General features: G+C 47.9%; 20 protein-coding genes and 2 tRNA genes. 15 read left to right on the plus strand and 7 right to left on the minus strand.

Annotated features, from left to right (window positions below):
- Positions 1-70 precede the first annotated feature (70 nt).
- The 6 genes from dgt to QM529_03955 all read left to right on the plus strand — a co-directional run bounded on the left by dgt (position 71) and on the right by QM529_03955 (position 4246).
- The gene (gene dgt, locus QM529_03930; GenBank protein ID MDI9313812.1) at positions 71-1315 is read left to right on the plus strand and encodes a dNTP triphosphohydrolase; all 1245 of its coding nucleotides are present in this window, start codon (positions 71-73) and stop codon (positions 1313-1315) included.
- A gap of 335 nt (positions 1316-1650) precedes the next feature.
- Positions 1651-1725, plus strand: a tRNA-Thr gene (locus QM529_03935).
- An 80-nt stretch (positions 1726-1805) separates the two neighbouring features.
- Entirely contained in the window at positions 1806-2090 is a 285-nt protein-coding gene (locus QM529_03940; protein MDI9313813.1) for a type II toxin-antitoxin system RelE/ParE family toxin, read from the plus strand.
- A 73-nt stretch (positions 2091-2163) separates the two neighbouring features.
- Positions 2164-2538, plus strand: a complete 375-nt coding sequence (locus QM529_03945; protein ID MDI9313814.1) for a HigA family addiction module antitoxin — start codon at positions 2164-2166, stop codon at positions 2536-2538.
- Positions 2539-2580: 42 nt separating this feature from the next.
- A complete protein-coding gene (gene mnmE, locus QM529_03950; GenBank protein MDI9313815.1) occupies positions 2581-3933 on the plus strand; it encodes a tRNA uridine-5-carboxymethylaminomethyl(34) synthesis GTPase MnmE in 1353 nt (450 codons plus the stop codon).
- Between the two features lie 22 nt (positions 3934-3955).
- Entirely contained in the window at positions 3956-4246 is a 291-nt protein-coding gene (locus tag QM529_03955; GenBank protein ID MDI9313816.1) for a DUF1905 domain-containing protein, read from the plus strand.
- Positions 4247-4250: 4 nt separating this feature from the next.
- Here QM529_03955 and dnaN read toward each other — a convergent pair whose 3' ends face one another.
- A complete protein-coding gene (gene dnaN, locus QM529_03960) occupies positions 4251-5375 on the minus strand; it encodes a DNA polymerase III subunit beta (GenBank protein MDI9313817.1) in 1125 nt (374 codons plus the stop codon).
- A gap of 98 nt (positions 5376-5473) precedes the next feature.
- Positions 5474-6709, minus strand: coding sequence for a DNA methyltransferase (locus QM529_03965; protein MDI9313818.1), 1236 nt, complete (start codon positions 6707-6709; stop codon positions 5474-5476).
- A 276-nt stretch (positions 6710-6985) separates the two neighbouring features.
- On the opposite strand from QM529_03965, the gene QM529_03970 reads away from it, so the two are divergent.
- The 5 genes from QM529_03970 (at position 6986) to QM529_03990 (ending at position 11419) form a co-directional block, all read left to right on the plus strand.
- Positions 6986-7738, plus strand: coding sequence for a 50S ribosomal protein L25/general stress protein Ctc (locus tag QM529_03970; GenBank protein ID MDI9313819.1), 753 nt, complete (start codon positions 6986-6988; stop codon positions 7736-7738).
- Between the two features lie 55 nt (positions 7739-7793).
- Entirely contained in the window at positions 7794-8282 is a 489-nt protein-coding gene (locus tag QM529_03975) for an isoprenylcysteine carboxylmethyltransferase family protein (protein ID MDI9313820.1), read from the plus strand.
- A gap of 70 nt (positions 8283-8352) precedes the next feature.
- A tRNA-Arg gene (locus QM529_03980) sits at positions 8353-8429 on the plus strand.
- A 453-nt stretch (positions 8430-8882) separates the two neighbouring features.
- Positions 8883-10364, plus strand: a complete 1482-nt coding sequence (locus tag QM529_03985; GenBank protein ID MDI9313821.1) for a DUF6056 family protein — start codon at positions 8883-8885, stop codon at positions 10362-10364.
- Positions 10365-10465: 101 nt separating this feature from the next.
- The gene (locus tag QM529_03990; GenBank protein ID MDI9313822.1) at positions 10466-11419 is read left to right on the plus strand and encodes a glycosyltransferase family 2 protein; all 954 of its coding nucleotides are present in this window, start codon (positions 10466-10468) and stop codon (positions 11417-11419) included.
- A gap of 31 nt (positions 11420-11450) precedes the next feature.
- Here QM529_03990 and QM529_03995 read toward each other — a convergent pair whose 3' ends face one another.
- From QM529_03995 to QM529_04005, 3 genes are read right to left on the minus strand one after another with little or no spacing between them, the layout of a single operon-like run.
- On the minus strand, positions 11451-13703 hold the full coding sequence (locus QM529_03995; protein ID MDI9313823.1) for a sulfatase-like hydrolase/transferase: 2253 nt from the start codon (positions 13701-13703) through the stop codon (positions 11451-11453).
- Positions 13704-13713: 10 nt separating this feature from the next.
- Positions 13714-14505: a pyrroline-5-carboxylate reductase dimerization domain-containing protein gene (locus QM529_04000; protein MDI9313824.1), complete on the minus strand. Its 792-nt coding sequence runs from the start codon at positions 14503-14505 to the stop codon at positions 13714-13716.
- Positions 14506-14545: 40 nt separating this feature from the next.
- Positions 14546-15283 carry a YbjN domain-containing protein gene (locus tag QM529_04005; GenBank protein MDI9313825.1) on the minus strand — a complete coding sequence of 246 codons (738 nt, stop codon included), beginning with the start codon at positions 15281-15283 and terminating at the stop codon, positions 14546-14548.
- A gap of 170 nt (positions 15284-15453) precedes the next feature.
- Between QM529_04005 and mnmA the strand changes: the two genes are divergently transcribed.
- The 4 genes from mnmA (at position 15454) to QM529_04025 (ending at position 19696) form a co-directional block, all read left to right on the plus strand.
- Complete coding sequence (mnmA, locus tag QM529_04010) at positions 15454-16722, plus strand: tRNA 2-thiouridine(34) synthase MnmA (protein ID MDI9313826.1); 1269 nt, start codon at positions 15454-15456, stop codon at positions 16720-16722.
- Between the two features lie 211 nt (positions 16723-16933).
- Positions 16934-17626 carry a bifunctional 3-hydroxydecanoyl-ACP dehydratase/trans-2-decenoyl-ACP isomerase gene (gene fabA / locus QM529_04015; protein ID MDI9313827.1) on the plus strand — a complete coding sequence of 231 codons (693 nt, stop codon included), beginning with the start codon at positions 16934-16936 and terminating at the stop codon, positions 17624-17626.
- 21 nt (positions 17627-17647) lie between these two features.
- Complete coding sequence (fabB, locus tag QM529_04020; protein MDI9313828.1) at positions 17648-18886, plus strand: beta-ketoacyl-ACP synthase I; 1239 nt, start codon at positions 17648-17650, stop codon at positions 18884-18886.
- Between the two features lie 15 nt (positions 18887-18901).
- Positions 18902-19696 (plus strand): SDR family oxidoreductase, encoded by a 795-nt coding sequence (locus QM529_04025; protein MDI9313829.1) that lies wholly within the window; start codon positions 18902-18904, stop codon positions 19694-19696.
- 92 nt (positions 19697-19788) lie between these two features.
- Here the strand turns inward: QM529_04025 and QM529_04030 are convergent, their stop codons facing one another.
- Both QM529_04030 and QM529_04035 read right to left on the minus strand, forming a co-directional pair.
- A complete protein-coding gene (locus tag QM529_04030) occupies positions 19789-21789 on the minus strand; it encodes an N-acetylmuramoyl-L-alanine amidase (protein MDI9313830.1) in 2001 nt (666 codons plus the stop codon).
- 109 nt (positions 21790-21898) lie between these two features.
- Positions 21899-23347 (minus strand): catalase, encoded by a 1449-nt coding sequence (locus QM529_04035; protein ID MDI9313831.1) that lies wholly within the window; start codon positions 23345-23347, stop codon positions 21899-21901.
- Positions 23348-23710 lie beyond the last annotated feature (363 nt).

Raw genomic sequence — 23710 nt, forward strand, 5'->3', positions numbered from 1 at the left:
ATTCTTACCACTACCCAAGACCAAAAATATGGCCTAAAAAATGTAGGCAAATAGCGCAACCTAGCAAAAAATGACCGACCAACAGCAATACCCATTTTACCGCCTGACCCTAAGCCCGCTGGCCACCCCGATGGCAATGGTCAAGCGGCAACGCGATAACCGCGATGAAATGAATTATTTTTATTTGACGCACCGTTCGGCATTTCAAAAGGACCGCGACCGCGTTATCCACGCCATTAGTTTTCGCCGCCTGAAACATAAAACCCAAGTTTTTATCGCGCCGCGCGGCGACCATTACCGCACGCGCCTGACCCATAGTTTGGAGGTTGCCACCCTGACGCGTAGCCTGGCGCGGTTGTTCGGGTTGGACGAGGATTTGAGCGAGGCCATCGCCCTGGCCCACGATATTGGCCACCCGCCGTTTGGCCATGTTGGGGAGGACGCGCTCCATAAGGCACTAAAAAAAATTGGCGGCGGCGATTTTGGTTTTGACCATAATGACCAGGCACTGCGTTGTTTGATGGTAACCGAAAGCCGCTACCCGCATTTCCAAGGCCTCAACCTGACCGACCAGACGTTGCTAAACATCGCCAAACACAATGGACCATTTACCACCATCACCCCCGCCACCCCGCCGATGGTGCAGGTATTGGCAACATGGTTGGGGCCACGCGCCCTGGCCAGCCAACCAGGGCTGGAGGGGCAATTGGCCAATTTTTGCGACGACATTGCCTATAACGCACACGACATCGACGATGGTTTTCGCGCCGGGTTGTTGACGCTGGATGATATTAAGCGCGAGCCGACCCTTCGCGCGTTGTTGCAGGACGTAACCCACGACATCGACACAAAAAATAACAATAGCGATATGGACGAAAAAATTATTGTTAATGCCTTGACGCGCAAACTTATCAGCACGATGGTAACCGATATTTATCACCACACGTTAAACAATATCACGCAATTGGAATCGCCATCGTGGCAGGCGATTATCGACCACCACCAAATGGTCGCCGGTTTTTCGCCCGGCATGACGACCAAGGTCAAAAATATCAAAAAATTTTTGTGGGATAATCTTTACACCGCGCCGGCGTTAAACGACCAACGGCGTTCGGCGGAAAAAATCATTGTCACCCTGGTCGATGCGCTCCACAATGATTTGGAATGGCGCGCCAAATTCAGCGACGCCGCCGCGCGCTTAACGGCGATAAAAGATTACATCGCCGGCATGACCGACCATTTCGCCCTGCGCAAATTTCAAGAACTAACCGGCGCGCCCGACCACGCCCTGCCCTTTTCGCCATTTCGGTTTTAGCTGTTTGTCAAGCCAAGTTGGGGGAGAAGAAAACAAGGCTGGCTTCTTTAAATTCTTATAACTTTTTTATTATAGAAATCTTGCTGGCGAACCCACCCAAAAAATATCTCCACCGCTATCGCGGTGTTCGTATTTTTATCCCTCCCTTGCTAAAGCAATGGAGGCTTTGGCGCAATTTTTTGCTCTATCGACATATCCCTTTTGCGCATTGTTTTACGATGATACCGAAGCTATTTCGCCATAAAAAAATTTCAGAGAAATTTTTTTATCAAATAATATGCGCTATAGAATTTAGTGGGAAAATTTGATATGGACTTTGCTTGAAGCAAGGTAATGCCGGATTAGCTCAGGGGTAGAGCAGCGGTTTTGTAAACCGTTGGTCGGGGGTTCAATTCCCTCATCCGGCACCATCCGCCCATCATTATAAGGCGATTCCCGCAAGCAGTTATAGTTATTGTTATACGCGGGCGGTTAAGGTAAAAATCTTGTTATGATTAAATCTTTTAAAGATAAGGAAACCGCAAGGGTTTTTGCTCGTGAATTTTCAAAAAAATTTTCTGAAAATATAGCAAACAAAGCATTCAAAAAAATGCTGATAATGGACAACACGCGGTCGTTGACGGATTTAAAAAATCCACCCGGTAATCGTTTGGAAAAATTATCGGGGGATAGACAAGGGCATTATTCTATCCGCATCAATGACCAATATCGTATTTGTTTTTCATGGGGCGAAGATAATCATTTGTATGATGTGGAAATAATCGATTATCATTAAATGGTGAGTATTTTTTTAAGGCTTGACGTCCACCTTTTTTTTCTGTATATTGTATGTATAGCGTATAATAATCATGAAAAAACACACGCCCCAATATATTCCATTGCCCCATGTTGGCGAGCTGTTGTTCGATGAATTTATGGAGCCATTAAACCTATCGGGCAATCAATTGGCGAAGCTCATTGGTGTGCCGGCCAACCGCATCAACGATATTGTGCGCGGTCGCCGCGGCATGACCGCCGACACCGACCTGCGACTATGCCGTTATTTTAGCATGAGCGAGGGGTTTTTTTTGCGATTGCAAAATGATTTGGATATGAGATTAGCAAAACGAAAAATCGCCAAGGAATTGACACGCATCAAACCGCGAAAAATGCCCAAGGATATGGCATCGGGGATTCCATCCGTAATTCCATTGAGCGCAGAAGCCAGCCGCCGCATGGATTGATTGGCTTGATTATAGCCATCGGTCTTTGCTACACCAAAAACCATGGCCCATGGTTTGAATGATACAATTTTTGCCGACAGCACCGGTGCCGGCCGCGCGGCAATAATGGTGTTTCGTTTATCGGGGCCGGCGGTGAAAACCACGCTGAAAACATTAACCGGCAAATTGCCCAAACCGCGCCACGCCACATTATGCGACCTGCGCGATGCTGATGGCGGCATTATCGACAATGCCCTGATGTTATTTTTTCCCGCGCCGCATTCTTACACCGGCGAAGACATGGCCGAATTGCAATGCCATGGGTCGCGCGCGATTAAATCGGCCCTGACCAAAAGGTTATTAAAAATTGATGGCTTGCGGGTTGCCGAACCCGGGGAATTTTCCTATCGCGCCTTTCGCCATGGCAAATTAAATTTGGTCGAGGCCGAGGGCATAAACGACCTGGCCATGGCCGAGACCGAGGCGCAACGCGTCACCGCCCTGGCGCAATGGCGCGGCGATAAAGGGTCGTTGAGCGAATGGGTGATAACCATGCGCACGCGGTTGATAGAATTAAAAGCATTTTTTGAAACCTTCATCGATTTTCACGAGATGGATATTCCACAAGACCTGGCCGAGCAGAATTTAAAAAAGTTAGCGGAATGGATAGTGGCGGCAAAAAAATTGGCCGATGACAACCGCGCCGAATTGCGCCACGATGGTGTTACCATCGCGATTATTGGCGCGCCGAACGTGGGCAAATCATCGCTTGCCAACATGTTGGCGAAGCGCGAGGTAGCAATTGTTTCCGCCACCGCCGGCACAACGCGCGATGTTATCGAACTGCATCTTGATATGTTTGGTTACCAGGTTTCGTTTTACGACACGGCTGGCCTGCGCCGTGCCAAAAGCAAGGTTGAAAAATTGGGCATCACCAAGGCGGAAAACTTAGCCGAAATTGCCGACATCAGAATTTTTATGAAAGATATTTTTTTGGAAGGCCGCGACATGGAAAAAATAAAAATAAAAAAATTAAAAACCGATATCGTGCTGGCGAACAAGGCCGACATCATTCACGATAGCGACCTGAAGAAAAAACTAAGCGGTTTTTTAAACAAGGAGGATATTGCCTTTTCCACCAAGAGCGAGCTTGGCCATGAAAAGTTTTTTAAAAAATTGAAATCGTCGCTCGACCAATTGGCCGGCGGCGAGGTGCGCGGCATCACCAACGACCGGCAACGCGGCGCGTTGTTGAAATCTATCCAGCATGCCGAATTGGCTTACCTGGCCACCGGGGTTGAAATGTCGGCCGAGGAATTAAAATTGGCCATTGAACCATTGGATATTTTATTGGGCAACACCACACCCGACGACATGTTGGGGGTTATTTTTAAAAATTTTTGTATTGGTAAATAAATCGCCCTAAGCACCCCAGCCGATGACGCAAAAATTTTTTTCAAACAAGGTCATGGCCGGGCAACATGGCAAGGGGGTTTATCATTATATCAATTTGCCAAAAAAATTATCCGATGAATTTTTTATGGTTTATCAAGACCGGCGGCGTGGTTTTCGCTCGCTTAAAATAAAGGCAACGATAGGCGATAGCTCATGGCAAACCTCGCTATTTTTACTTGATGAAAATTATTTTTTGCTTTTGAATGGCAAGGTGCGCCAAGCAGAAAAAATAACCAGCGGCCAAACCATCAAGGTTGGGGTAGAGGTTTTGTAGCTAGCTAAATCCTCAGCGGCATCAGCACGTAAAGCACCGCCGGGTCGTTTTTATTTTTAAACAGCACCGGCGTGAAACTATCCTGCGCCTCCATCACCAAATTGTCGCTGGCGGCGGCGTCGAGCAATTCCAACAAATAACGGCAATTAAAGTTAAGGGTTATTTCATCGCCCTTGTAATCGACGCCAAGTTCTTCCTCGGCGTCGCCATGGTCTTGCGACGACACGGTCAGTTGCAAATTGTTGTTGGTGATTTTTAACTTAACCGAGCGAACCTTATCCGATGAAATGGCCGAAACGCGGTCGACCGCGGCCTTGAACATATTACCGTCGATAGTGATATGTTTTTCATTTTTTTGCGGAATAACCCGCAGGTAATCGGGGAATTTGCCGTCAATCAATTTGGTCGAAATCACCGTGCCACCCAGGTCGAGTTTCAATTTGGTGTCGGCAATCGACAGGGCAACCTCGGCCTCGGCCTTGTTATCGACATCGCCCAGCAGGCGGGTGATTTCCATCACGGCCTTTTTGGGAATAATCACGCCCTTTAATTTTTCGGCCCCTTTCGGCGCGGCAATTGATGCCAAGGCCAAACGATGCCCATCGGTCGAGACGGTGGTTAAGGCCTTGTCGTCGGTCGTGTGGATGTAAACGCCATTGAGGTAATAACGGGTTTCCTCCTGCGATATTGAAAATTTTGTTTGGTCGAGCAGTTTTTGCAAATCGCTGGCCAGCATCGAAAATTCGTAAGGGTAAGATTTTTCATCGGGCAGTTTTGGAAATTCCGACACCGCCATGGTTTTGATATGGTAACGGGTTTTGCCATTTTCCAAATCGAGCATGCCGTTGTCTTTCAACGTCATGACAATATCCGCGCCGTCTGGCATTTTGCTGACGATTTCTTGCAATTTGATACCGGGCAGGGTAATTTCACCAGCGGTTGCAACCGACGCCGCCACCCCCGACACAATTTGAATATCCAAATCGGTGGCGGTGAAAATGGCGCGGCCGGATTTTTCGGCGACCATTTTTATATTGCTTAAAATGGCTATCGTGCCCTTTTTATCAATCGCACTGCCGACGCGCGACAGGGCGGTTTGCAGAGCGGCTTTTTCAATGGATAATTTCATTTGGGTATTTCGTATTTTTTATTTTGTTGTTCTTGATTTTATCACTATACATGATTCGTAGCAGAAATATACCGATTCGTAAGAAATATACAAGGGGTTTATTTCACAATATCCAACGCCCTTAATTTTTTCATCAGGGTTGGCATGTCATTGTCTGATTTCATGCTATTGCACGAACCGCAGAGTAGTTGCAGATTTTCTTGGCCATCGCCACCGCCTTTTTTTCTTGGCACAATATGGTCAAGCGTCAGGTGACGAAAGTCAAATAAAATATCACAGGCCACACAACGCCCCTTTTGCCGACCATACAAAATATGTTTGATTTCAACTTTCTTAGTTGGGTTTTTAATCGTGTCGGTGCGTTCGGGAATATCTTCACGAAAAATTAATTCATTTGCTCTTTTTAACAAATCGCTCTTATCGGCCACCTCCTTATTCAATCTGATTTTTACCAAATCAAAGGCTTTCGATGAAACATCGATTCCTATCCATTGCCTATCCAATTTTTCGGCCGCCACCATGGTGGTGGCGCAACCGCAAAATGGGTCAAGAATAAGGCCTCCCTTGTTACTGCTCGCCTTAATAATTCGCTCCAATAAAGCCGTGGGTTTTTGTGTGGGGTAACCGACTCGTTCTTTTGATTGAGAATTTATTGGACTAATCTCCCACCAATCCTCAGGTATTTTGCCCTTTTCATTCGGCGCGTAAATTTTATCACTACCATGACTCCCCCATGCTTTGGGTGATGTCCTCTTGGTTATATCCAAATTGTAGGGTATTCTTACATCATCATCATTAAAAACATAGTTGTTTGATTTTGAATATCTTAAAATAATATCATGCTTATTGGCAAAATCTTTTTGCGAACGACCGCCGCCAGTATAACACCAAACAATCTCATTCCTAAAATTTTTATCATCAAAAATACAATCCATTAACAATTTCAAAAAATGGCTCATGGTGGTATCGCAATGCAAATAAACACTGCCGGTTTCTTTCAAAATTCTTTTTATTTCTAATAAGCGAATGGCCATATAAACCAAATAATATTTATTTGATTTATCACCAACCTTCTCTATGCCATTTAAAAAATCGTGCAACACTGGTTGTTCATCGGCTATCAAGCCAACCCATTCTTCCTTGGTATCTTCTTCATACCATGTGTCTTTAAAGCTTGCGCCCTCGGCCTGGCCGCCAATCGGCGCATGAAAATGCCGTTTTTTATTAAAGGGCGGGTCGAGGTAAATAAGGTCGATAGAGTTGGAATCAATGCCACGCAGAACTTCGATATTATCGCGGCAAAAAATAGTGCGGTTTTTTAATGTTTTTTGCATTTTGGTTTTCTTATAACATCTTATAAGGTGATTCGCGGCACTTGCAACATGTTGCTTGCATTGCGGCTTCGTTTCGGCTATGCAAAAAATAACATAACGATGGGTTGATGGTTTTGGTGGTTTCTGTGACACTTCTGGAGGTCTCACGTTTTATTCTTAAAAAATAAAGCTTGATAAGAAATCACCGCAAAAAAACATGGCGCGGCAAAAAACGCGCCGCAAAAAACATTACCCCATCCGCCAAATAATTTTAATGCTTAAGAAGGAGCAAACACCATGGCAACCAACAAAATCTCGGACGACGCCGCGATAAACCACATCACCATTACATTACGCGAAAAAGCTGGCTCGGCCGGCGCGCGTGCCGTGCGGGCGCGGGGCATGGTCCCGGGCGTGCTTTACGGCGGTAAAGACAAACCCGAATTGGTCGCGCTGGACCCACGTTCAATTTTAAAACAATTGCACAGAGGGCAAATCAAGGCGACCCTGTTCACGCTAGACATCAATGGCAAAAAGCAAGAGGCCGTGGTTAAAGATTTTCAATTAAACCTGCTGAACGAATTGCCAACCCACATTGATTTTCAACGGGTGATGGGGGATTCGATTATCCGCATCATGGTGCCGGTGCGTTTTTCAAACGCCGATGTTTGCGTTGGTATTAAAAACGGCGGCGTGCTGACCGTGGTGCGCAACGATGTTGAGGTTTATTGCAAACCACATGCTATTCCCAAATTTATCGAGGTTGATTTGACCAGCTTTAAAATGGGCCAAGCGATTAAAATCAGCCATTTTAAACTGCCCGATGGCGTGAAGCCGGTTATCAAAGACCGCGATTTCACCATCGCCGCGATTGCCGTGCCGCGTGGCATGGATGTTGATGCCGATATCGCCGCTGAAAAAGCACAAGCCGTTTCCGGCGTGGTTGCCCCGACCGATGGTGCCGCCCCGACCGCGGGTGCCGCGCCAGCCGCCGGTGCCGCGCCAGCCGCAAGTGCCACCGCCGCCGGTGCCGAACCCGCGAAAAAATAACCCGCATTATATTGTTTTCGACTAAGTTTATCGATTATAATTATAAAAAATCCCAATGGAGGTGCACAACATGATGATGATTAAAAAATTTGAATTGTTGATTCCCCCGCCGTTGGTGGCTTTGTTTTTTTTATTGCTGGCCTGGCTGTTGGGCAAATGGTTTGGCCTGGTGCCGTTTGATTTGCCGCCGGTATGGTTATATGGCATGGGGTTTTTGTTGTTGGTGCTTGGTGGGTTTTTTATGCTGGCGGGTGTTTCGTCATTCCGCCATGCCGGCACGACCGTCAACCCCAAACAACCGCAAGAAGCCAGCAAGTTGGTAACCACCGGTATTTTTTCCGTAACCCGTAACCCGATGTATCTTGGCCTGTTTTTATTGCTGATGAGTTTTGGCCTGTTTTTTTCATCGTGGGTTTCGTTGTTATTGCCGGTGCTGTTTGCGGGTTATATCAATTTTTTTCAAATCATCCCCGAGGAAAAAATACTGGCAAAAAAATTTGGCAAAAAATACAAAGATTATTGCGCCGATGTGCGCCGTTGGTAAGCCATGGCCAACAACAAATTATTGGTGATTGTGTTTTCGTGTTTTTTTTTATAGGGTTTATTGCCTTTAAGCACCCGTAGCTCAGCTGGATAGAGCGTTGCCCTCCGAAGGCAAAGGCCGTGCGTTCGAATCGCGCCGGGTGCACCAATTTGTTGGGTGATAACCGCTTCCAGCGGTGATCACCCTACCTTATTTCATTATTCGTTCCCACGAAGTAAATTCGTGGGAACTGCCACCCAAGGTGTCTTCACTTTCTTTTAAATAAACTAAAGCGCAGACCGGGAGGCTTCCGCAGTTGAGCAGATAGCGGGATAGTTTTCGTCTTATGCGTGGTGGGTGCGTTATCATGCGCCAAAGCGCAAAGTAAATTCGTGGGAACTGCCACCCAAGGTGTCTTCACTTTCTTTTAAATAAACTAAAGCGCAGACTGGGAGGCTTCCGCAGGCAATTTGTTGGGTGATAACCGCTTCCAGCGGTGATCACCATGCCTTATTTCATTATTCGTTCCCGCGAAGTAAATTCGTGGGAACTGGAAAGCATGGGTGTCTTCACTTTCTTTTACAGTTGTATTACAACTTAAAATCTCTTAATAATTATGGCATGAGAGATGCAAAAAATAACAAAGACAAGCAAAGGTGGCTATGGGCAATAGCGTTATTACTGCCCGTTTTTATTTATATTTCGGTGGTTAGTTATTTTACGCCGATAATGGAAGATGATTATATCAAGGGCAATGGCAATGATTTTTTTGCCTTAAAGGAAGCTTGGCAAACATATAAAGGTTATTATTTTGGTTGGGGTGGCCGCATCAATAGCTTTATTTATACCTTTTTTGGTTACTCTTTTTATCGCGCGCCATTTGAAGAAAATTTTTCACAAATTATTCTGTCGGGATTAAATGGCTTGGTGTTTGTTAGTTTTCTTATTAGCCTGTTCTTATTGGCATTCGCACGAAAACCGATATTTAATGACAAAAATGATCGGCTTAGGCTGTTTATTATTTTTCTGTTGATGATGACCATCTTGGCCGAAAAAGGCGAAACAATTTTTTGGCTTAACGGCCGCGCCACCTACCTTTGGTCAACAACCATCCTATCATGGCTTGCGGTGCTTTATCGCCTCGCCTTTGCGCACGACAAATTCTTAACCTTCAAAAACCAATCGTCAAAACATTGGTTGTTTATTGTCGCGGTGATGCCACTGGCGACCATCGCTGGCATGACCGATTATGTTGGCGTGGTTGTTGTGCTTGGGCTTATCACCATTGGTTTTATTTATAAAATATTTTTTATCAAAAAAAAATTACCCCTATGGTGCTGGACGACTTTTCTGTGTTTTATTATCGGCGTTGTTATACTTATAACCGCGCCTGGTAATCATCTAAGGTATATTAGCCCTGAATACGTGGCTTATCGCGCCTTACCTCTTTTTGAAAAAATTGTGGGCGAGCCGCTACACGGCTTTCGTATTTTTTTACATGAAACATTTCTTTTGCCTATCCTGCTATTGCCTATTTTTTACTATTGGCAAAAACATATCACCATCAACGATAAGGGTTTCTTGCGCCGCCTTGTCAAGAAAATGAAGAAAGATAAGGCGTTTGGCATGGCCACTATTTATCTATTATCTACCTTTGGCTTTATTGCCATCGCGGCCATCAGTCCCGCCCATTACAGCCGCACATGGTTTGCCGGCACAGCAATTTTCTTATTGGCCTGCCTGTTGGTTATTGATTTTGTTTTTTTATCGCCCAATCAAAAAGCTTTATCAATCATCATCAGAAAAAATATTTTTCTTATCTCTTCAATTCTTTTTTCCATCTATTTGCTTTATATTTTATTACTCACCCTTGGCTTTCACGAAGAATTTAAGGCCAGGGTGCAATCAATTATCACCCAGAAAAACCAAGGCAAGGACACCATCCTTATCACACCCTATTCACCAAAATATATGTATAGTCGCCGCTTTGGCGCGCATCGCTATGCATTTTGGAATTGGGAGCCAATAACAAGCGAATGGGGACTTGGCGCAATGGCCAATTATTATGGCGTAAAAAAAATTATCATGGAAAAAAATAAATAATAGTGTAATGGCTTTCGTTTCGGAAAATAAATCCCTGCACCTTGTAACCTTATTGCCTATCAACCAATAACCTGATAGAAAACAACCATTGATAAAAATTCATGGCCACAAAAACTATTTCCATTGTCTTGCCCTGCTTTAACGAGGAGGAGGTTTTGCCGCAAACCATGGCGCGGGTCAAAAACCTGACCCAACAAATTGTTAAAAAAGGTTTCGCCTATGAAGTGGTGTTGGTCGATGATGGTAGCCGCGACCGCACCAAGCAAATAATAAAATCCCATTGCCAGAAAGATAAAAATTTGGTGCTGGTTTCTTTTTCACGTAACTTTGGCCACCAATTGGCCGCCCTGGCCGGCATCGACACGGCGCGCGGCGACGCCGTGGTGTTGATGGACGCCGATTTGCAAGACCCGCCCGAGGTCGTGCTCGAGATGATAAAAAAATGGCAGGCCGGTGCCGACATGGTTTACGGCGTGCGAAAAAAACGCAAGGGCGAATCGGTGTTTAAAAAAATCACGGCGTTTTTTTTCTACCGCATTATCAACCGCCTGGCCGACAGCGAAATTCCGCGCAACACCGGTGATTTCCGCTTGATGGACCGAAAGGTCGTAACCGCATTACAACAAATGCCGGAGCGAACAAAATTCCTGCGCGGCATGATCGCCTGGCTGGGGTTCAATCAAGAAGCGGTTTATTTCGTGCGCGATGAACGTGCCGGCGGCGAAACCAAATACCCGTTGAAAAAAATGCTGGCACTGGCGATGAATGGTATTTTTTCTTTTTCGACCAAGCCATTAAAATTGGCGACCTATTTCGGGTTTTTTTCCTCGTTGCTCGCCTTGCTTGGCATTATATTGGTGGTTTGGATAAGGTTTGCCACCAACGTCTGGGTATCGGGTTGGGCGGCGTTGATGGTGGCGGTGATGTTTATCGGCGGTGTGCAATTAATCGTGCTGGGTATTTTGGGCGAATATATTGGCCGCATTTACAACGAAACCAAACAACGTCCGGTTTATATCATCGATGAAATTATCGGCGGTAAAAGAAAAAAATAATCGTGCGCGAAGATAAATAATTATTTTATATTTATTTTACCTGCAGGGCAACGTCGCGTTTGCGGGCAATGGTTTTTATTGCCGACAATAAGGTCGGGTTGGTAACAGCCGCCGCCTTGTCAATCAATAAACATGGCGCAATAAACGAACCAATCATCGCCGACCTGATATCAACCACGCGGTAGCAAGTTTTTGCGCCATAAAAATTTTGTAAAAATATCGTTGTTTCGTGGCTGTCGTTGGTATTATCAATCGTGCCAGCCGGCGCGCCAGGGATCGCGACGCGATTAAGATTCACGTATTTTATACCGCTTGCCGTGCCGCGCACCATCACCGGGTCGATGATATTATTTTGTTCGCCCATCACCGATTTGATAGCAATCGCCTTAGAATATTTTTTAATATCGCCACCCAACAGGTCAATCACCGTGTAGGGAAATTGGTTGAGCAGGCTGATACGCCGGCGTGACGCCGCCGCCAGCTGTTGGTATTTGGCAAACAGCTGGGGGTAAGCATCCTTCGCCGCCTGATTAAAATAAATAACAAATGGCACGCGAAACATTTCATGGCGAAACCGCGACGAATCATGTCCCAATCCATAATTGGGGCTTTCACCATGGTCAGCAAAATACACCACCACCACCGGCGTGGATAAGTTCGCGACCTGCTTCATTGCGCCGCTGAGGTTGCTGTCGACATAGGTCATGGCGGAATCGTAACCTTCGATTTCCCTGACCGTGCTTTTTAAACCATCTTGCGCGATGATATTATTCAGCGGTTGGTTTTTGTAAAAATCATCGACCGGCGCGACAAAATTAAGCGGCAAAGAATTGATGTAGGGCGCATGGCCGGCGTAAGAATGCAACCACACGACCTGCGATTGGTTTTTTTTCAAGCTAGGGACAATGCCAGTCAATTGCGCCAACAAAACCTGGTGGTCATTTAGCGAATTATTTAGAATTTTTTTTATTTTAGAAAAAATAGTGATGCTCAACAGGTCGGTGGACGTGCCATAGGCCTGGGTGCTGATGTAATGGTTGATGATGTTGCTGTCGGCCAGCACCGCAGGCAAGGGGATTCGCTTTTGCCCGTCGATAGGTGCGAATAGACTCTGGCTTAGGGGGCGAAAGCTCAAAGCATTTAGCAACGATGGTCCGGTGTGGCTGAAGGTCGAAAAAACATTGTGAAACACCAGCAAATTTCCCTCCCTTGCTAATTTTTCCAATTGCGGCGTGGTTGCCCGTTGGTAACCATAAAGCGACCAATGGATGGGCGACGTTGATTCGCCGATGTAAACCACCAATTGCAAACCCACGCGCGGCAAATCAATCGGCGGCAATGGATTCTTATATAGCTCCTTTGCCGTTTCAAAAAAATCTAAGTTCCGCATGAAGGCCATGATGGAACGTGCATAAAGCCGGTGGAGCGGCATGATAATAAGCACCGCCAGCAAAAACCAATGAACAGCGGTGATAGTTTTTTTAGCTATGGAATGTTTATCATCGGCATAATAACCCATGATATGGTTTTTAACACCGGCGATAACATGGGCAAACAAAATCGCGACCATGGTGGTGATAAGGTTAAATTGAAAAGAAATATTCTGGCCAAGGGTAACGAGGAAGGAAGCCGCCTCGCTAAAATTAAAATGTTTTACTTCCATCATCGCTTCGTCGCCGGTGTTTTGCAAATAATCAAACACCGATTGATAAACCGATAAAAAACCAAAGGCCAACAGCAACAGCATAATGGTAAGGACAGAATTTTTCTTTTTAACCCGCGCCACCCCCACCAACCACAGGGCGACAAATAAAAAATGCCCATGGTATTTTAAATTAAGCACTTGGCGATAACTGGCGAATATATCGCGGACCTCGTATTTCCAATTGCCGTCGTCCAGGGTGGTTGCGTTATAAATGACCGAAAATATAACCAAGCAAGCCACCGCAAGCAATAATGCCCAGCGCAGATAAATTGGTAAGGAAGATGGTAAGGATTTTGGTAGAGATTTTCCCCAGCCTTTTTTATCCATCACATCATTGACGAACAAAAGCCCAAGGGCGAGGGATAAACTGGCCCCCAGCACCGATGGGTCATAAAAAAATTGAAGCAAGACGGCGATAAAAACCACCGCCAGCAAGGACGCCCAGCCGCGACGGGTTACGCCCACCAAGCTTATCAACGGGGGATTTTTTATTTTATTTCTATTTTTAGAAGCGGGCACGACATGCCATTTATCAGTAATGGCTTCTAAGGTCAATAATTCAAAAGTGAAAAAATTCAAAAATAAAATATTATTTTGATAATTCTTCGGCGCGCACCCTGGCCTGTCCAATGGCGTGCGCCCATAATTCTTCAAATTTTTTTTCTTGTAAATAATTTATCCCCGCCTCGGTCATGCCGCCGCGACTGGCCACCTGTTTGTATGAATCCTCAAATGATTTATCGCCGACAATTTCCATCGAACCAATTATCATGTCCTTGATAATGTCGCGCAATTTTTCGTGGCTTATATCAATCTGCGCCCTATCGTAGGCCACTTTCTGCATCACATCGGCCATGTATAAAATAAACCCGGGGGCGCAACCAAACAGGGCGGTCATCATGTCATATTTATCTTCTATAATTTTTTCTATCACGCCGGTTGGCAAGAATAATTCGGTGAAGGTTTTCTCATCCGCCGCCGTGCAATTTTTATTCATGCAATAACTGGTGAAGCCCTTCTGCACCTTAACCAATAAATTGGGCATGGCGCGGATAATTTTTTTGTCGTCGCCCAATATTTTTTGCAAATAACCCATGTCCTTGCCGGCCATGATGGAAATAAAAATGCTGTTTGAAAATTTTTGGTAACGCGGCAAAATATCGTCCGCCACCTGCGGCTTGACCGCCAACAAAATAATATCGGGGGTATAATCGGGTTTCAGCGGTGCAGGCACCGGTTGCCACCGCACGCCGGTAATTTTTTTTTCGCTTTGGCTGATGGCCAGAATATCACGGCCCGGCGCGGCGGCGGCAAACCGCGCCAACAAGGCACCACCCATATTGCCACAACCAACCGATAGGATTCTTGGGTGCTCGCTCATGATTTTATTTGGGCTTTGCGCGTGCCTTGACCCATAAAAATTACGCCGAGCCCATTACCGGAAACAACACCGACGACACGGCTTCATCGGCGTTATAGCCGCCCCAAACAAATAATTGGAAGGCTGGATAAATCTTGTCGCATTCGTATAATGCTTCCTCCAACACGTCGGCCAATTGTCCCAGCGTCAGGTTGGGGCTACCGCGCAATGGCAATAAAAACCGCCACACCGGTTTGTGGTCATCGGGCGATAAATCAACATGGCCGAGGCGCATCGATTCGTTCAAGCCCTGCAGTAAGAAACTATAATAACCCTTGGTCTTTTCCGGAATTGGTAATTCGATACGCGCCGTTACGTAAAAAAATTGTCTTTCGGGGATGTAAGAAAAATAAAACCGATAGCGGCACCATTCGCCGGCAATATCCAACAACAGCGAATTGCTGTCGAAACGTTCAAAATGCCACGATTGTTCTTCAAAATAATTGGCAATCATGCCGATGGGGTCTTGCTTACCGCTGTCCTTATTGCTGTCTTTATTAATATCGTCGTCATTTTGCGGGCGATAGGTTACCTCGCCGTTGTGGCGTTGGTTATGCTGGGGGTTGCGCTTGATGTTAAATTGGTCGCCAAATTGATGTTCGCCACCCGCGCCATTATATTGACCCATATCGCCCAATTCACGGGACGACGATTTTTTATCCATCGAAAAACCATCGCTTTTCATGATGTTTTTTACCCCGCTTGCGCCTTGCTTCTCGCTTTTTTTATAATAGCCCATAATTCATCATCCTTTATCGTCCCCACTTTATTAACTAATGTTTGTTAAGACGATGGATAATTGCAAATACCTTGCCATTCTTGCTATAAGACGATGTGGTGCGGGCAACAAATTTGCGCACCATTATCCCCCGAAAAAAACCAAGGCGAAACCCCAGAAAACCAGCGACCATGAACCAACCATCAACCGCCCCAAATGCCCCCGACGCGACCATCGCCGCCATTTTGGCGCGGTTAGAAATCGACCTGGCACCGCGCAGTCGCGTGCTGGTTGCCATGTCGGGCGGGGTCGATAGCTCGGTCGTGGCCGCGGTGTTAAAACACCTCGGCCATGATGTCATGGGTGTCACCCTGCAACTTTATGACCATGGGGCGGCGGTGAAAAAAAAGGGTGCCTGTTGCGCCGGCGCGGATATCGACGATGCAAAAATGGTGGCACAGCAAATCGACATTCCCCATTATGTGCTGAATTACGAGGACCGATTTTCGGAAAAGGTCATCGACGATTTTGTCGAAAGTTACCTGCGCGGCGAAACCCCCCTGCCCTGCGTGCGGTGCAACCAAACGGTAAAATTTAATGACCTTTATGCCATGGCAAAAAAATTGGGGGTGGCGGCACTGGCCACCGGCCATTATGTGCGGCGCGTTGCAACCAAACATGGCCCGCAATTATTGGTCGGCGGGCAAGACACCACCAGCATGCAAAAAGACCAATCTTATTTTTTATTCACCACCAGCCGCGACCAGCTGGATTTTTTACGCTTTCCGCTTGGCAATTTGTCGAAAGATGAAACCCGTGCCCTGGCGCGATATTTCAAGCTTGATGTGGCGCAAAAACCCGATTCGCAAGATATTTGTTTTGTGCCGGGCGGCGATTACCGCGCGGTGATAAAGGAAAAAAAACCAGACGCCATGCAAACCGGCGATATCGTGTTGCAAAATGGCACGGTGGTCGGCCAACACCAGGGCGTGGTCGATTACACCGTCGGCCAACGCCGTGGTTTAAAAATTGGCGGCCGCAAAAAAAAACCGGGCGATAATCAATTGGCCGGCGACCATGACGCGTTGTTTGTGCTGGCGGTTGACCCGAGCAAAAATCGTGTCGTCGTCGGCGACAAACAACAATTGCTGGTCGATAAAGTTACCTTGCAAGAATGCTATTGGTTGACCGACGTCGCCACCGCCGCGTCGCGCGAGGTATCGGTCAAATATCGCTCGACCATGGCACCGGTCAAGGCGCGGTTAATACACCACCAAGGAAAGATTGCGGTCGAATTTGCAACCCCAGCGATTGGCGTCGCGGCTGGCCAAGCATTGGTGCTGTATGATATGGTGGATGAACCAACCCAACATGACACGGCGCGCGGCGCATCGACTTGGCGACTTTTGGGTGGTGGTTTCATCACCCGCGATCACTTACAACCATTTTTATCGTCGTAAAATGCCTTTACATTTATAACAATCGGTGTATAATCGCGCTGGGGGATATCTGAGGGGAGTAAAGGAGATGCACAAGGGGTTGCACGGGATGACGCAAGGGGATGTACAAGGGATTATAGGGGACTATAATTATTTCTAAAAACAAATCTATTTGACAGAAATGGCCAAAAACGACTTTACCGCTGGCAAAACGACCGAAATATTAAAAGCCATGCCACGCAGCGCACTTGATGCCGCAAAAACCAGTGGCGGGGCAATGGTCGAATCCGCTGGCCATATTGCGGGCAAAATGGCCGAACGGGTAAAAACGGTGGCCGGCCATGCGATACAACCGCTCCGTGGTGCGACAGAAAAAGCATTGAACCGTTCTGCGCCACGTGTTTTAAACCCGCATTACGCCCACCGCAAAGATAATTACGATTATAATGACTTGATTAGCTGTGGCAACGGAAAATTATTTGGTGCCGGCAACCCACAATTGCCCCTGCCCAACATGTTGATGTTCGACCGCATCACCCATGTTGATGAAAACGGTGGCGTGGGCAAGGGCGAAATCATCGCCGAATTGGATATCAAAAAAAATCTATGGTTTTTCGATTGCCATTTTAAGGGCGACCCGGTGATGCCTGGTTGCCTGGGGCTTGATGCTTTATGGCAACTGCTTGGTTTTTATTTGGGGTGGATGGGCGGCATCGGCAAGGGCCGCGCCCTTGGCCTTAGCGAATTAAAATTCACAGGGGAAGTTTTGCCAACCGCCAAATTGGTGCGCTATCGCATTGCCATCAAACGTTTGGTGCTGAATCGCCTTATCATGGGGGTGGCCGACGGCGAATTATCGGTCGATGGCAAGGTGGTTTATGAAGCAAAAGATTTAAAAGTCGGGCTTTTCACCGCCAAGGCGTAATATCGCTAACAAAATAAATAAATGACTTCTTCGCCTACCCTCCATCGCGTTGCCGTTACTGGTATCGGCATCGTAAGCTCCATCGGCAATAATGTCGCCGAGGTTTTGGCGTCGCTAAAAACCGGCAAGTCGGGCATTACCTTTAACCCGACATTTCCCGAATTGGGCATGCGCAGTCAAGTATCCGGCCAACCGACGCTAAACCCGCGCGATGTTATCGACAAACGCGATTTTCGATTCATGGGCGACGGCGCGGGGTGGAATTATATCGCAATGCAGGAGGCTATCAAGGACGCCGGCCTGAGCGAAAAAGAAATCAGTAACGACCGCACCGGTTTGGTCACCGCATCGGGCGGCCCATCGACCAGCAATATGTTGGAGGGGTGGGATACCGCGCGGAGCAAGGGGGCGCGCCGCGTCAGCCCGTTTATTGTGCCGCGTGCCATGTCGTCGACCAATTCGGCCACCCTGGCCACGCCGTTTAAAATTCGCGGCGTTAATTATTCCATCACCTCGGCCTGTTCGACATCGGCCCATTGCGTTGGCCACGGGGCCGAGCTTATCCAATGGGGCAAGCAAGATATTGTGTTTGCCGGCGGTGGCGAAGAAATGCACTGGACCATGGCGGTGATGTTCGACGCCATGGCGGCCCTGTCGGCCGGCAACAATGATAACCCGGCCAAGGCGTCTCGCGCCTATGACAAAAACCGCGATGGTTTTGTTATCGCCGCCGGTGGTGGCATGTTGGTGTTGGAAAATTACGAACGCGCCCGGGCGCGTGGCGCAAAAATTTACGCCGAATTAACCGGTTACGGCGCGAATTCTGACGGTTATGACATGGTGCAACCATCGGGCGAGGGCGCGGTGCGTTGCATGCAGATGGCGACCAGCACGGTCAAAGGAAAAATTGATTACGTAAACACCCACGGCACATCGACGCCGGTCGGCGACGCGAAGGAGGGGGAAGCCCTGACCAAATTTTTTGGCGGCGCGGCGCAGGTGCCGGCATTTTCGTCGACCAAGTCGATGACCGGCCATAGTTTGGGCGCAACCGGCGTGCAGGAGGCTATCTATAGTATTTTGATGATGGAACATAATTTCATCGCGCCGTCTATCAATGTGGATGAGCTAGACCCGGTGTTCGCCGGCTTAAATATCATCACCAAGCCAGCCATGAACGTCAATTTAAAAAACGTGATGTCGAATAGTTTTGGTTTTGGTGGCACCAATGCCTGTTTGGTTTTTAGCAAACCCGAATAATAAAAAATAAAAATCATGACCATTGCCTTACCAACCATCATGAACGGAAAAAAGGGACTCATCATGGGGGTGGCCAACGACCGGTCGATAGCATGGGGCATTGCCCGCACGTTGCATGCCGCTGGCGCGTCATTATTTTTTACCTATCAAAACGATGTTTACGGGTCGCGCGTCGCGCCGTTGGTGAAGGAATTAACCGGCACCGATAACATTGTCCCGTGCGCGGTGGAGCGCGAAAGCGACGTGGCGTCAGCGATAAAAACCGCCCACGACAAATTGGGCGGCTTAGATTTTGTTGTGCATAGCCTGGCCTTTTCTGACAAGGCCGAACTTGATGGCCGATTTGTCAACACCAGCCGCGACAATTTTTTAAAATCGATGGAGATTTCTTGTTATTCATTTATTTTAACCGCCCGTTTGGCCGCGCCATTGATGACCAACGGCGGTTCGATATTAACCTTGAGTTACGAAGGGGCCAGCCGCGTTATGAAAAATTACAATGTGATGGGCGTGTGCAAGGCGGCGTTGGAATCGTCGGTGCGTTATTTGGCGGATGATTTGGGCGCGGCAAACATTCGCGTCAATGCCCTGTCGGCCGGGCCGATGAAAACCCTGGCCGGGTCGGCCGTGGCGTCGGGCCGCGCAACATTTAATTGGCAGGGCGACAACAACCCCCTGCGCCGCAACATGAATTTAGACGACATTGGCGGGTCGGCTTTGTATTTGTTATCCGACCTGTCGCGCAGTGTTACGGGCGAGGTTCATTTCGTCGACGGCGGTTACAACATCGTCGGCATGATGGCTATGTAGTTTGCACAATTTATTTGCGCTACCATTTTATTGCTTGAGCGCAAGTTGATGACCGACATTATTTTATATTTTTTACTTGACCGCTCGCATCACTACAAACCGCAACCGCGTTGCATGGGGATGTTGTAGAAATATTGGTCGAAGGCCTTGACCATGCAATGGGTAAGGTTGTTGCGAAATTCCGGGCTGATAATTTGCCGTTCCTGTTGTTCGCTGGATAGGAAGCCAACCTCCAACAACACCGACGGCATGGTGACGGATTTCATCACGGTGAAGGCGGCAAAGCGATGCGGTTTGGAGCGTAAAAATGGCACGGTCGGTGGAAATTTTTGCGCCACCAATTTGGCAAACATGTTGGAATGGGCTTCCTTTTGCTTTTGCCCCAGCCCCAGCAATATCACCCGCGCGTCGAACGGCAAACCCCGTTCAAACATCGACGCGTATTTGTCAGAATTATTTTCCCGCTCTGCAATCTTGGCGGTTTCGCGGTCGGAGGCAACATTGGACAAGGTGTAAATACTCGCCCCCAAAACATTTGGGTCGGGGAAAGAATCGGCATGGATGGAAAGAAAAAAATCGGCCTTGGCCCGTTCGGCCATGCGGTAACGTTCGCGCAACGGAATAAAATAATCACCGGAGCGGGTTAACAACACGCGGTAACGCCCCGATTGTTGCAACGCCGCGGCCAATTGTTTTGCCACCGCGACATTAACCAATTTTTCTACCGTGCCGTGGCGGCCGATGGTGCCGGTGTCGACGCCGCCGTGGCCGGCGTCTATCGCTATCAATGGTTTGTCTTTTGGTATATCGCTTTCGGCCTCGGCCGGCGCGCGGGGTTGCGCTTTGGTTTGCGCTTGGGGTTGTTTCTTGTTGCTGGCATTGTTGCTCTGCCCCGTATCGGATTTTTTTATTAAATCATCCAGCTGACTTCGCGTGGCCGGCGGGTTGTTTTCCCGTTCGGCCTGGTTAATAATATTGCCGATGGCGTCGACCGGCTTGCTGGCGATTTGGTTACCGCGACCATTATTTGTGTTCACCGCTGGGTTGCTGGACAATGTATCATTAAGCGGGCGATTAAATGCGCGATCGTTCGTTGCGGCCTGGCTAGCGGTTTGCCAATTGGGCGATTCGCGGTTAAATGCCGCCATGGTTTTGCTGTTCACCAAATTGCTGGCAATGGTAAAATTATTTTTGCCATCGTCGCGATGGGCAACATTCACCACCCGCGCATTTTTTGCCAAATCAAACACAATGCGCGTTTGTTGGCCAACGCCATTGTTGGTGATGGTCAGGCGATAATTTTTTAGCCAGGTTTTGGTTGTCGCGTTATCGGCCATGGTTACATCATTGGTGGTAATTTTTCCCACCATGTCCATCACCACCCGTGGCGGGTTGGCCATGGTAAAAACCCGATAGGGCGTCGAGCGGTCGAAATAGGCCACCACCTGCGCGCCCTGCCCCGTGCTTTTGACCTCGATTTTTTTTAAATTTATATTTTTGCTGGCGGTTGTATCACGCGGTGGGGCGATTGGCTTGGTTGATGTTTTATTATTTTGCGCCGGCTTCGCGGTGGTTGATGTATTTGCCGGCTTCGCGGTGTTTGTCGCCGCGCCGCCGGCTGGCTTGGTCGGCGTGGTTGGCGCATTGCCCGTTGCCGGCTTATTGTTGCTTGGCGTTACGGGCGATGAATTTTTGGACGGGGTTTTTTCTTGCGGTTTTGCTTTATCGGCTGTTGCCTTGTCGCTGGGTTTGTCTGCCGGTTTATCAGCTTGCTTGGTCGGTTTTTTATCCGCCGCCTTATCGGCCGGTTTGGCCTGGGGCGTGGTCGGCTTCTTAGGATTTTTTTCATCCTTCTTCTTTTCATCTTGGGTTTTTTTGTCTTTGCTGTCCTTATCCGCCGCGTTATCAGCTGGGGGGGCTAGCTTCTTTATCGCCGTCGGTGGCGAAATAATCGGCACGCCATTTTTATCTTTGGTCTGTTGCGCCAATGCCAATTCCGGGCAACCCGCCACAAGCAATAGCAAGGTTGCCGCAACACACCCCCATAAAAATTTGGGTAACCATTTTTTTAGCAATGACAAAAAATTCGTCATGGTTTGTCATAAAAAGAATCGCCCCGCCTGTAAAGTTGTAAAAACCGGCATAAAAAAAGGGAGCGGGGGAAAACCCCGCCCCCTTTTTCCATAACTTGCAAACAAAAAATTATTTTTGTTTGGCCAATGCGGCGCGAACCCCCTTGCCATATTCGGGGTCGGCCTTGTCAAAATGCTGACATTGTTTGTCGATAATGGCTTGCGGCACGCCCTGCATGGCGGCGGCAATATTATCGAACAATCGTTGTTTTTGACCGGCGTCAAACAAACGGAACAAATTGCCCGGTTGGGTGTAATCGTCGTTACCATCACGATGATTGTAATGGTCGGCGTCGCCGCTGATTTTCAACGGTGGTTCTTTGTAACGCGGGTCTTCCTTCGGCGCGTCGCTATACATGTTGGGTTCGTAATAGGCATCAACATTACCACTGCTGTTTTCAAAATGCCGCATCGTGCCATCCTTATGATACGTATGCACCGGCGATTTCGGCCGGTTCACCGGCAACGATTCGTAATGCGTGCCCAAACGATAACGGTGCGCATCGGCGTAGGAAAATATCCGCGCCTGCAACATTTTATCGGGTGAGAACGAAACGCCCGGCACGATGTTCGATGGCGAAAAAGCCGCATTTTCAATTTCCGAAAAATAATTATCCGGGTTGCGGTTTAATTCCATGATGCCAACCTCGTGCAATGGGTAATCCTTATGCGGCCAAACCTTGGTCAGGTCGAATGGATTGTAATTGGTTTTGTCGGCATCGGCCTCGGGCATTATCTGCACGCAAAAACGCCATTTCGGGTATTCGCCCTTTTCAATCGAACCATAGAGGTCCTCTTGAGTCGACTCGCGGGTTTTGCCAACCACCTTTTCGGCCTCGGCATTTGTCCAATGTTTATGGCCTTGCAAGGTTTTGAAATGGAATTTCACCCAAAAACGTTCTTGCTTGGCGTTGATGAAGCTGAAAGTGTGCGAGCCATAACCATTGACATGGCGCACGTCGGTTGGCAAACCGCGGTCGCTCATCAATATGGTTACCTGGTGCAATGATTCGGGGCTTTGCGACCAGAAATCCCACATTGCGGTGCCACTACGCAGGTTACTGCGCGGGTGGCGTTTTTGCGTGTGGATGAAATCCGGAAATTTCAACGGGTCGCGAATAAAAAATACCGGCGTGTTGTTGCCGACAATATCCCAATTGCCCTCGTCGGTATATAGCTTAACCGCGAAGCCACGCACGTCGCGTTCGGCATCGGCCGCGCCTTGCTCGCCGGCGACGGTTGAAAACCGCACCAACAGGTCGGTTTTTTTACCAACCTTTTCAAACAATTTGGCGGAGGTATATTGGGTAATATCCTGCGTCACGGTCAGGGTGCCATAGGCGCCCCACCCCTTGGCGTGGACAACCCGTTCGGGAATACGCTCGCGGTTTTGGTGGGCTAGTTTTTCGATGAGGTGCACGTCCTGCAACAGCACCGGGCCACGTTTGCCAGCGGTCAGCGAATTTTGATTATCCGCCACCGGCCGGCCGGCCGTGGTTGTAAGGGTTCTTTTGGCCATGGTTTTTTCCTTTCAGGTGTAATTAGGTTAAATAACGAAATCCTTGTAGCGCAAAATTCCTCGCCTTTCCATCACTTTTTTACAATTTAAATGATGAAAATGGCTGGGGCGGAGAGAGAGAGTCCGAACGGCGGTACGGGTTAGAAAAATTTTCGAGAATAATGGACGGTGGGGTGTTAAAAAACGGCGGAGTAAAGAAAGGACGATTGCGACCCGTCGGCGTGTATACACGCCAACGGGATAGACAAAATACGAGGCTTGCCGAGATATTTTGTAGGGGGGTTAGTCACCATTTCAGATTCGCACAGGGGGTCTAACCTACCTGAGAAATATATTCGCTCGCAATGCTCGCTCATTATTTCT

Origin of the sequence: Hydrotalea sp., assembly GCA_030054115.1 — a bacterium.
Classification (GTDB): Bacteria; Pseudomonadota; Alphaproteobacteria; order JASGCL01; family JASGCL01; genus JASGCL01.

Excerpts from the sequence above, each read along its gene's own strand:
- mnmA (MDI9313826.1), top strand. The coding sequence starts at position 15,454 with ATGAACCAACCATCAACCGCCCCAAATGCCCCCGACGCGACCATCGCC.
- QM529_03940 (MDI9313813.1), top strand. The coding sequence starts at position 1,806 with ATGATTAAATCTTTTAAAGATAAGGAAACCGCAAGGGTTTTTGCTCGT.
- QM529_03975 (MDI9313820.1), top strand. The coding sequence starts at position 7,794 with ATGGAGGTGCACAACATGATGATGATTAAAAAATTTGAATTGTTGATT.
- QM529_03965 (MDI9313818.1), bottom strand. The coding sequence starts at position 6,709 with ATGCAAAAAACATTAAAAAACCGCACTATTTTTTGCCGCGATAATATC.
- QM529_03985 (MDI9313821.1), top strand. The coding sequence starts at position 8,883 with ATGAGAGATGCAAAAAATAACAAAGACAAGCAAAGGTGGCTATGGGCA.
- fabA (MDI9313827.1), top strand. The coding sequence starts at position 16,934 with ATGCCACGCAGCGCACTTGATGCCGCAAAAACCAGTGGCGGGGCAATG.
- fabB (MDI9313828.1), top strand. The coding sequence starts at position 17,648 with ATGACTTCTTCGCCTACCCTCCATCGCGTTGCCGTTACTGGTATCGGC.
- QM529_03945 (MDI9313814.1), top strand. The coding sequence starts at position 2,164 with ATGAAAAAACACACGCCCCAATATATTCCATTGCCCCATGTTGGCGAG.
- QM529_04005 (MDI9313825.1), bottom strand. The coding sequence starts at position 15,283 with ATGGGCTATTATAAAAAAAGCGAGAAGCAAGGCGCAAGCGGGGTAAAA.
- dnaN (MDI9313817.1), bottom strand. The coding sequence starts at position 5,375 with ATGAAATTATCCATTGAAAAAGCCGCTCTGCAAACCGCCCTGTCGCGC.
- QM529_03970 (MDI9313819.1), top strand. The coding sequence starts at position 6,986 with ATGGCAACCAACAAAATCTCGGACGACGCCGCGATAAACCACATCACC.
- QM529_03955 (MDI9313816.1), top strand. The coding sequence starts at position 3,956 with ATGACGCAAAAATTTTTTTCAAACAAGGTCATGGCCGGGCAACATGGC.
- dgt (MDI9313812.1), top strand. The coding sequence starts at position 71 with ATGACCGACCAACAGCAATACCCATTTTACCGCCTGACCCTAAGCCCG.
- QM529_03990 (MDI9313822.1), top strand. The coding sequence starts at position 10,466 with ATGGCCACAAAAACTATTTCCATTGTCTTGCCCTGCTTTAACGAGGAG.
- QM529_04030 (MDI9313830.1), bottom strand. The coding sequence starts at position 21,789 with ATGACGAATTTTTTGTCATTGCTAAAAAAATGGTTACCCAAATTTTTA.
- QM529_04035 (MDI9313831.1), bottom strand. The coding sequence starts at position 23,347 with ATGGCCAAAAGAACCCTTACAACCACGGCCGGCCGGCCGGTGGCGGAT.
- QM529_04025 (MDI9313829.1), top strand. The coding sequence starts at position 18,902 with ATGACCATTGCCTTACCAACCATCATGAACGGAAAAAAGGGACTCATC.
- mnmE (MDI9313815.1), top strand. The coding sequence starts at position 2,581 with ATGGCCCATGGTTTGAATGATACAATTTTTGCCGACAGCACCGGTGCC.
- QM529_04000 (MDI9313824.1), bottom strand. The coding sequence starts at position 14,505 with ATGAGCGAGCACCCAAGAATCCTATCGGTTGGTTGTGGCAATATGGGT.